We start from the raw sequence: 8,494 nt of genomic DNA, 5'->3' as shown, positions 1-8,494 counted from the left end.
AGAATTGGATTTTCCATAATTTTTCCTCCCTAACGCCTCTTGGCGATTGTTTGTGCGTGGTTTATGGATACCAATGTAGTGATTTTAAAAACAAAGTCAACAAAAAATGTAGCGATTTTAAAAATTTTTTTAAAAGTAATAAACTAAAGGCTTGCTTGAAGAGAAATATAAAAATATTAACTCATATTCTGGCTGGCTTAATCCAGTCGATAGGTGCACACCATTCTAATTCTACATCTACGATATCAGCATATTTTCCATTTATACTGGATAAAACCCATTTCCCTTTTTCTTTCCCTAGACGTAATACTTTGATGTAAACTTTTCCACATTTAGTTTTTATGATGGCGCGGTTGTTAATAAGATCCTCTGGTGGCAAATGATAGGAATAAAAAAGAAGGCTTCCTTCTTCAATGGCTGGAAACATAGAATCACCTACCACGCGAACAGCAACAGTTCCTTTAGGAGCAGATGGCGGGGCTTCTACTTCTTCTAGACAACCAGAATCTATTGCGATTATTTCTCCTCCGGCTCCTACAGATCCAATCAAAGGAACTAAGTGATTAGTAGGAATAGAAGCACCTGTAAGCTTTGATATTTCTAATAATTCTCGAGCAGAAATATCTCTTGTTCCTTTTAGCATTTTATTGACGGCAGCACGATCTATCGAGCGACCTAAAGAAGCGGTTAGCTGTCTTGAAAGCTCTGATTGGCTTAATCCAGCTTCAGATAAGGCATTTTGCAACCATTGTGAGATACTTATTGTCATATCTTTATTGTAGGTACGTTGTATACAATCGTCATTTTCTAATTTAGCAACATGTGGTTTCATTATTAATTTTCCTTCTTGACATTGTTTTTATAATCGCTACATAATGTGCTATGAAACAATTTTCGGAAATAATAAATCTATTAGGTGGGGTTCGTAGGGTATCTCAGTTGCTTGGGGTGCATAGAACACGCGTATATGTCTGGCTCCGTCCTATATCAAAAGGTGGAACTGGTGGGAGAATTCCAACAAAACATATCCCAATTCTTTTGAATGAAGCCAAAAGAATTGGAGCACCGATTAAGGCAGAAGACTTTTTCTCGTTTTTTTATAGGACGCAATCATGTGATTCTAAATTATCTTCACAATCTGCTTTTACTGCTGCTTCTACAGAAAAGAATGAACATCAACAGCACCATTCACATTCTTAAAGAAGAAAGGAAATACAGATGGATTCCAGTTGGGCGACGATGATTGTGTTTTTTATAGTCAATGTAATCACGATTTTTTGTTTTTATGTCTCTCATAAAAAAATGCAAAGCTCTACAAAGGTATTGCAAAGACCATATTACACTTTTCACATTTTGAAAGATTCAATAAAAGAAATGGATTTTCCAGACGGCAGCACAATTGTTTTTAGCGATTCTGATTGGAATTTTTCTCTTGATGCAAATGATAATTTGATAGTTCAAAGTACTTTAGGACCTTCATTATCTATAAAGGCATATAGCGATGCGCACGGTTTCAAAAAGCATTTCATAGATAGTTTACAGAAATACAATCGGTCTACACATTTAGTTAGTGCAGCGAGATGAAGCATGCAGTGTATTTTTGAATTGAGTGAGTTCATTTTTTTAACTTATGACTACGCGCTCTGTCACAGCTCACGCATAAATAGGCAACAGCCTTAAGGGGGGGATTATGATCACTAATTTATATTTAATGAAAGAAGGGGGCGCGCATGTCTAATGGTATGCCATGGATAAGATTCCATTTGTATGACTGGATAAGTGGTACAGATGGAATGACGTTAGAGCAAAGGGGCGCTTATATGACGCTTCTCGTTCGCATGTACGATAAAAAAGCACCAATTAAAGAAGATTTTGAAACGCTTGCACGTGCTTGCAATTGTTCGCAGAAAAAATTTGCAGCTATTGTCGAATACTTAATGAGGAACGATAAACTTGTTGAGACAGATAATGGATTGTGGAATACGCGCGTTGAAGAAGAACTAAAAGATTTTTCTGATAAAAAAGAGCACATATCGCAAGTTCGTAGTGAAGCTGGTAAAAAAGGTGCACAAGCAAAAAACAATACAAAACAACATGTTAATAATTTTGCTGAAGCAAATGACAAGCAAAACGTTTTTTTTGCTGAAGCAAACGCTAAGCAAAATCAAGCTATAAAGAACCAGAATAAGAATATATATAAAAAAACTAAAACTAACGTTTTAGCAAAAAAAGAAATTGGTTCTGAAAGTTTAGAAACAAACGAACAGGTTGACGAGCCAACAGAGGTTGCTGCTGTTGAGACCACATCAGAGCAAATCACAACATCATCAGACAACCAACCTCCCATTCACGAGCAAGAGAACGTTCCCAAAAAAGCAAAACGAGCGCAAGCTAATCGCGGTTGTCGATTGCCTACGGATTTTGAACCGGATTACGATTTTGCCATTGCAGAGGGCTTGCCTCCAGAGCGCGTCAAAGTCGAAATTGCAAAGTTTCGAGATTACTGGCGTTCAAAAGCCGGAGCAAATGCAACCAAAACCGATTGGCAAGCAACATGGCGTAACTGGGTACGCAAGGCGGTTGATGATTTAGAAAAAACAAAAAACACGAACAACAATGGTGGAAACAATGGAAACTTTTCAAAAGATCAAAGAACTCGTGGTGGTACCGGAGAGACAATCCGTAATCTTATCGGTGCAACACAGCTTAGTGACACCTCTACAAGATACCGTGCAACAGATAGAGCAATGTGTAACTCTGGAGTTTCCATGGACCTTGAGAAATGGCATTCAATTGACAGCAACCCTAGAGAAACAAGCTTTAGAAGCTTATCAGACTGTTCAAAACTTACTTACCGTGAAAGCGTCTGTTGAAGACATAGCAGAGGCTCTTGATGTGCTTGAAGGTGGTTTGACAATGCAAAAAGTTTCAAATGTAGAAGCGCGTGCAAAGGCTTATATCGCAGCTCTTAACGGCATTTCACTCTGGTCTTTATTGCAAGCTGTTAAAAATCTTATACGTGGTAAAGCAAAAGGCATGTCCACAACATTTGTGCCCTCATGCGCTGATCTAGCGCATTATTGTCGTGATTTAGAAAGCAGGCTTTATGGTGTTGCTGAGAGAGTTTTTACAGCAGTTGAAAATACGCGTAACCTAGCCTTAGGAGGCAAGCGCATTTCATTCATGAGAATAGGCAAGCCTAGTGAAGAGTGTCATGACAGTAGCAATTCTAAAGCGGCTTAAAACAGCAAAATAGTGAAATTTGCTGATCATTTTGGAACACGATAAAAACATTCCTATTTTATATGTTATAAGGCGTTGTTTTTAGGGTACCACTGGAGACTATCATGATATTTACTTCATTTGAATTAGAAAATTTTAAAGGAATAGGAGAGCCTCTAAAAATAGATTTCTCAGGAGGAGATAGAAGTTTTCCTTTTATTTTGGTGGGAAATAATGAATCAGGAAAAACAACAACTTTGCAAGGTATTCATCTCTTGTCACAGCTATGTTTAGGGAAACAATTAACAGTCGAAGATTTTGCTTCTATACGTCCTAAAACAGCTTTTTTTGATGAAGATATTGTTTTATCTACCACAATTTTATTGGATGAAACAGAGATTGAAAAATTAGCTAAGATTAAAACACTTAAAAAAATCAAAGATGATTTACTTGAAAAAAAACAGACACTCCATTTATCTTTTGTATATTCATTCGCTAATAGTATTTGCACAGAAAAATATATAAAGATCAACGGTAAGAATTGTGGAGATGAAACAGCAACAGCTCTTTTAAATTACCTAAAGGGCCACATTCCTGAAATCGTCTATTATGATGATTTTATGTTTGATGTACCTGATAAGATTAGATTTTTAAAAAGTGAAGCTCCATATTGCTATAAAGAATTAAAAGAAGATAGTTCGCTAAGCGATAAAAAGAATCTTTTATGGCATGATATTTTTAATGATTTATTGGTTGGCAGTCGTAAAAAACGCTCTAGTAAAGAACCAAAACTTGATATTAGCTTTCAACGTGATATCGTTGATTGTAATGATAAAGATGCCGTCGATCAACGTCTATCTTCTATAAATGATTATCTTAACACTGTTGTTACCAAAGATTGGGAAGACATTACGGGAGGAAAAACTGTATTTGATAGATTTAGCATAGAAAAAGCGATAGAATCTCATTCTTACTTTGTAGATTTTTGTTTAAAGGTCAAAGCCAAGGACCGTACTTTTTCTTTACATGAAAGAAGCAAAGGATGTCGTTGGTTCTTTTGTTTTAAAGTACTTACAGATATCCGTACCAATAGGAGCAAAAATGGAATAATTTTCTTATTGGATGAACCAGCGAGCAATCTACATATCCACCCCCAAGAAAAAATATTACAATCCTTACAGAAATTATCATCTTTTGACAAGAATAGCGTGATTTATTCTACTCATTCTCCTTATTTGATTGAAGATACTCATGTAGATAATTTGTTTATTGTCCGCAATGAAGCATCTGATTGTGATGATCCTAAAATTCTATGTAGTAAAATTTCTCAACTAGACAAAAGAAGTGACGAATGGCTGAGATCCATTGAACCTGTTTTACAGAAAATTACAATGAATCAAGTTAAGGGACTTGGTAAAAACTGGAAAGAAAGAATTCTAAAAATTGGTAATGCTACTAAAGAAGTAGGTACCATTGCTGATTCTTTTCAAAAAGTTATTAATTTACTGCAGAATGTTTTGTGATCAGTCATTATCAAGAATCAGTCATCTAAAACATAATTTTATATGTTAAAAAACAACAATATCCTTTTGAAATAATTGAAAAAATATGCAAATCATGCTAGGATTTTGTATGTATTAAAATACAAGTTTAAGGTAAAAAAACATGCTAAATAAAGTGATGTTAATCGGGCGTTTAGGTGCTGATCCCGAAAGCAAAACAATGAATTCTGGAGCAGAAATAGTCAATTTTAGTATAGCAACTTCTGAAAGCTATACGGATAAAAATACTCATCAAAAAGTAGAGAAAACGGAATGGCACTCCATTGTGGTTTTCAATCCACATTTGGCAAAAATTGCACTTCAATATCTCAACAAAGGTTCAAAAGTTTACGTAGAAGGAAAATTACAAACACGCAAATGGCAAGATAAAAATGGGCATGACCATTACACAACAGAGATTGTCTTGCCACAATTCAAAGGCGAGTTGTATTTGCTTGATGTAAAGAAAGATCAATCTGCCCCTTCTTCCGTTACTTCTCAAAATTATGCTATCGCTTCAGGTGCTGCTGATCATAGTGCATCTCTTAATGACAGCATACCATTTTGATTGAAAAATAGAGCAAAGAGAAACATGTGTGTAGTTTGACACTAGGTTTTATACTAAGTGGGAAAAGGTGGGATTAGGTAGGAATACGTGGTAATTTGTTGTTTTTATGTATAAAATTTAGCATTAAATGCGCGTTTTGTCAAAATAGATTTTGACACCTAAAATTGTAAAAAAGAGCGAAAAATAGTGAAAATTAGAAAAAAGAGCGTTTTAAAGGTAAAAATGAGAGAAGGCTTTGAAAGGTCTTTGAAAACCCTGTGAAAAATTTTGAAAAGTCTGTGAAAGCCCAGAAAACCGCCTTTGAAGACCCTGTGAAAAAAATCACTCCAAAAGTTCAATTGACTCCAAAATCAGCCAAAAATAACCAAAAAAGCAAAAAAGATTTCCATATATAAGTGGAAATCTCTAAAAATTGAGTAAAAAATATTGTTTATCAATAATTTATATAAATTTTTTAATGTAAAAAGATTTCCACTTTCATTTTTCATATTAAAGAGGCATTAAGCTGTATCTTATTTAGTTTCTGGATGTGCATTTTCAGCCTCTATTTGACGCTTTAAATGAATTTTAAGAAGAGGGAAAGTCGCTTCGACCTCTTCCATGTCGTTGATGTCTTGAACAAGCTCTTGCAACTTTATACAAAGCTCTGCCGCTAATTCCGCTATATCTTCAGGGGGGAGTTTTATATTTGCATCGCGATAAGTTGTATAAGCTATGCGACCAAGCTTTTTCATGAGACCAGTAGGGATAGTTTGTGGTTTAAAACCAGCTGCTTTCGCCTTTTCCATGTCTGTAAACATTTCGCCTTCTCCAGTGAGAAGCCAATGAAAGTCTACGCCATAAATTTTGTGATAGGCAATTACGATAGATGCTGGTGGCTCATTTATACCAAGCTCATAATTTGCAAGCGTATTTTTTGCCAAATTAAGAGATTTGGCAAAAGCACCGCGTTCTTCGTTTCCGAGGATTCGTCTTATTTCACGTAGGCGTTTTGCCAATGGTGTTTTAGGTTCTGTTTCTAAACGTGCCAAAAAAATACCCATTAAGACCATTTTATGGGTTGACAAACCCGTAAAATGGTTTTAACTGTTATTACCGCCCGATATTGAGGGCAGATATTTTACAATTAACCCCACAAAAAACGGATGGTTTGAGCATCCGTTTGAAGCAGGAGCGAAGTTTATGACAACCACCCAAACATGCATTCAAGTATGGGATCGCCATAGTATTTTAGCCGAGCTACGCCGCCGTAATATGACCTTGGCGGAGCTCGCGAAAGCTTATCAACTCTCGTCATCCAGTGTTCAACACATTTGGACACGGTCTAACGAGAAAGCCGAACGTGCTATTGCCGATTTTATCGGTTTGCCCGTTGAGCAAGTTTTTAGCGACCGCTACCCCAAAAGTCGCCGTCGCATTTTTAAAGCAGCAAAACATGCCAACACAGATTCGCGTGCGCATTCTGCTTTGCGCGGTAATGCTGCTTGAATTCCGTTGTTAGGCTTTGCGTTTTTGCGCATTCGCCATGAATTTAAATACCATAAGATAAAAAGGTTTATCAATGTCTAAAGATCAGTACGAAATAGGCAAGATAAATTGCATAGAGTTGCATCATAGAACAGCCGTTTGCATGGGTTGGTTCTGGCGATTAGATGGTGGTCATATTGTTTTCATAGGGGGTGGTTATGGTTGCTGCTTGTAATTTATGGACCCCAGATGTCAGAAACGATATCGTTAATCCTTATTCAGAAGTTGAACGTTTACAGGTGATGCTTTCCTGTTCTTTAAAAGCCGTGAGTAGTGGATTTAAGCATCTGCCGATCCGGTATATTATTGACCCCCCGCATGGCTTATTTGATGCGGCGTTAGCACGACAGATTGTTATTCATATTTTGCATTATCAGTTTGAGGTGCCACGGCGGCGTATTGTTGCGATACAGGCACGTCAGCGGACTTCTATTTCTCTATCTATGCAAGTGATTAACCGGCGTTTGGAAGAACCCGTTTTTGCGAAAGCTTATCGAAGATGGGCGGGGCGTGCGATGGATTTATTCTTTAAAGAGATCAGAAAGGCGGCAGCGTGATGGCACAGTTTCAAAAGCTTGCTCTTGATGTGATTGTGGTGCCGGAGCGTATACGCCCTGTGGATGATGAGCATGCCAAGGCACTTGCACAATCAATGGCGCGGGAGGGATTGATGAATCCGATTACGGTGCGCCATACCCCCAATGCTAAAGAGGGTAATTACACGCTTATAGCTGGTGCGCATCGGCTTCGTGCTGCTGAGCTTTTAGGCTATAGCGAAATTGATGCGGTTGTGGTGCAGGCTGATAAGGACAATGCTGCGCTTTTAGAAGTGGCAGAAAACCTCTTTCGTAATGAGTTGTCTGTTATTGACCGTGCGCTTTTTGTCCAGACTTACCGCGAATTGTGGGAAAAGAAGTACGGGGAGATTCAACGTGGCGGTGACCATGGTAATCAATATACAAAGGACAAAGTGGCAAAGGTGCAAGTTGCACCTTTGCCAAATGATAGTTCTTCAGAGCATCATGAAACTGAGTGTGAAGGGGACAAAGTGGCAAAGGGTAAAGTTTACCCTTTGCCAAATGATGGTTCTTCAAAGCATCGTGAAACTGGGTGTGAAGGAGACAAAGTGGCAAAGGGTCAAGTTGACCCTTTGCCAAATGAAGGTGAATTGAATGGCAAAATGCAAAGTTTGCACTTTGCCAAACATGTAGCAGATCGTATTGGTTTATCGAAGGAGTCAGTGAAACTCCTCAATCGCATTTCCCAGCATTTACAGCCGGAGTTGCGGTCTGTTTTGCGTGGCACAGCATTGGCGGATAATCAAGCGCAGTTGTTAAAATTAGCAAAGATGGAGCCGGTTGCGCAACGGCGTGTGGCAATTGCGCTCCAACAGGTTGATGGGGATTTGAGGCGGGCTGTTGATTTGGTCAATGGGGTTAATACGCCGCCGCAAATTAATGAACAGGAACGGATTTTTGCTCAGTTATTGGGTGTTTGGCAGAGAGCGGATGCGCAGACAAAGGCGCGGTTTTGTGATTATCTTGCAAGAGAACGAGGGGAGGTGCTGTCATGAAGAGGCATGGTTGCGGGCAGCTTGATTTTTTCCAAAAGCCGGTTTTTCCTTGTCGTGAACCCG

At 38.1% G+C, this 8,494-nt stretch carries 13 protein-coding genes; 11 read left to right on the top strand and 2 right to left on the bottom strand.

Annotated features, from left to right (window positions below):
- Positions 1 to 181: 181 nt before the first annotated feature.
- Complete coding sequence (locus ACFIMK_RS04740; RefSeq protein WP_004854224.1) at positions 182 to 832, bottom strand: S24 family peptidase; 651 nt, start codon at positions 830 to 832, stop codon at positions 182 to 184.
- Positions 833 to 882: 50 nt separating this feature from the next.
- Here ACFIMK_RS04740 and ACFIMK_RS04735 point away from each other — a divergent pair, with 50 nt between their 5' ends.
- The 7 genes from ACFIMK_RS04735 to ACFIMK_RS04705 all read left to right on the top strand — a co-directional run bounded on the left by ACFIMK_RS04735 (position 883) and on the right by ACFIMK_RS04705 (position 5,726).
- Positions 883 to 1,200 carry a hypothetical protein gene (locus ACFIMK_RS04735; RefSeq protein ID WP_375638701.1) on the top strand — a complete coding sequence of 106 codons (318 nt, stop codon included), beginning with the start codon at positions 883 to 885 and terminating at the stop codon, positions 1,198 to 1,200.
- An 18-nt stretch (positions 1,201 to 1,218) separates the two neighbouring features.
- Positions 1,219 to 1,584, top strand: coding sequence for a hypothetical protein (locus tag ACFIMK_RS04730; RefSeq protein ID WP_375638699.1), 366 nt, complete (start codon positions 1,219 to 1,221; stop codon positions 1,582 to 1,584).
- A 146-nt stretch (positions 1,585 to 1,730) separates the two neighbouring features.
- Positions 1,731 to 2,873, top strand: coding sequence for a YdaU family protein (locus ACFIMK_RS04725; RefSeq protein ID WP_375638697.1), 1,143 nt, complete (start codon positions 1,731 to 1,733; stop codon positions 2,871 to 2,873).
- The gene (locus ACFIMK_RS04720; RefSeq protein ID WP_375638695.1) at positions 2,857 to 3,243 is read left to right on the top strand and encodes a hypothetical protein; all 387 of its coding nucleotides are present in this window, start codon (positions 2,857 to 2,859) and stop codon (positions 3,241 to 3,243) included. Before ACFIMK_RS04725 ends, ACFIMK_RS04720 begins: the two co-directional genes overlap by 17 nt.
- A 104-nt stretch (positions 3,244 to 3,347) precedes the next feature.
- Positions 3,348 to 4,745, top strand: a complete 1,398-nt coding sequence (locus ACFIMK_RS04715; protein WP_375638693.1) for an AAA family ATPase — start codon at positions 3,348 to 3,350, stop codon at positions 4,743 to 4,745.
- A gap of 142 nt (positions 4,746 to 4,887) precedes the next feature.
- Complete coding sequence (gene ssb, locus ACFIMK_RS04710) at positions 4,888 to 5,331, top strand: single-stranded DNA-binding protein (protein ID WP_375633769.1); 444 nt, start codon at positions 4,888 to 4,890, stop codon at positions 5,329 to 5,331.
- A 257-nt stretch (positions 5,332 to 5,588) separates the two neighbouring features.
- Positions 5,589 to 5,726, top strand: coding sequence for a hypothetical protein (locus ACFIMK_RS04705; protein ID WP_375657200.1), 138 nt, complete (start codon positions 5,589 to 5,591; stop codon positions 5,724 to 5,726).
- Between the two features lie 117 nt (positions 5,727 to 5,843).
- Here the strand turns inward: ACFIMK_RS04705 and ACFIMK_RS04700 are convergent, their stop codons facing one another.
- Entirely contained in the window at positions 5,844 to 6,362 is a 519-nt protein-coding gene (locus ACFIMK_RS04700) for a helix-turn-helix transcriptional regulator (RefSeq protein ID WP_375683032.1), read from the bottom strand.
- Between the two features lie 151 nt (positions 6,363 to 6,513).
- Between ACFIMK_RS04700 and ACFIMK_RS04695 the strand changes: the two genes are divergently transcribed.
- From ACFIMK_RS04695 to ACFIMK_RS04680, 4 genes are all read left to right on the top strand, one after another.
- Entirely contained in the window at positions 6,514 to 6,819 is a 306-nt protein-coding gene (locus tag ACFIMK_RS04695) for a helix-turn-helix transcriptional regulator (RefSeq protein WP_005864619.1), read from the top strand.
- A 73-nt stretch (positions 6,820 to 6,892) separates the two neighbouring features.
- Complete coding sequence (locus ACFIMK_RS04690) at positions 6,893 to 7,033, top strand: hypothetical protein (protein WP_273755279.1); 141 nt, start codon at positions 6,893 to 6,895, stop codon at positions 7,031 to 7,033.
- The gene (locus ACFIMK_RS04685) at positions 7,017 to 7,415 is read left to right on the top strand and encodes a hypothetical protein (protein ID WP_038474380.1); all 399 of its coding nucleotides are present in this window, start codon (positions 7,017 to 7,019) and stop codon (positions 7,413 to 7,415) included. The genes ACFIMK_RS04690 and ACFIMK_RS04685 overlap by 17 nt, the downstream gene beginning before the upstream one ends.
- Positions 7,415 to 8,431, top strand: a complete 1,017-nt coding sequence (locus ACFIMK_RS04680) for a ParB/RepB/Spo0J family partition protein (protein ID WP_375683028.1) — start codon at positions 7,415 to 7,417, stop codon at positions 8,429 to 8,431. The genes ACFIMK_RS04685 and ACFIMK_RS04680 overlap by 1 nt, the downstream gene beginning before the upstream one ends.
- The last annotated feature ends 63 nt before the right edge of the window (positions 8,432 to 8,494 follow it).

The sequence above is a fragment of the Bartonella sp. AP280QHHD genome (genome assembly GCF_042196125.1).
In the GTDB taxonomy this organism is placed as follows: Bacteria; Pseudomonadota; Alphaproteobacteria; order Rhizobiales; family Rhizobiaceae; genus Bartonella.
Note: the sequence above shows the minus strand (reverse complement) of the source record. Positions and strands in the feature narration are given on the sequence as shown.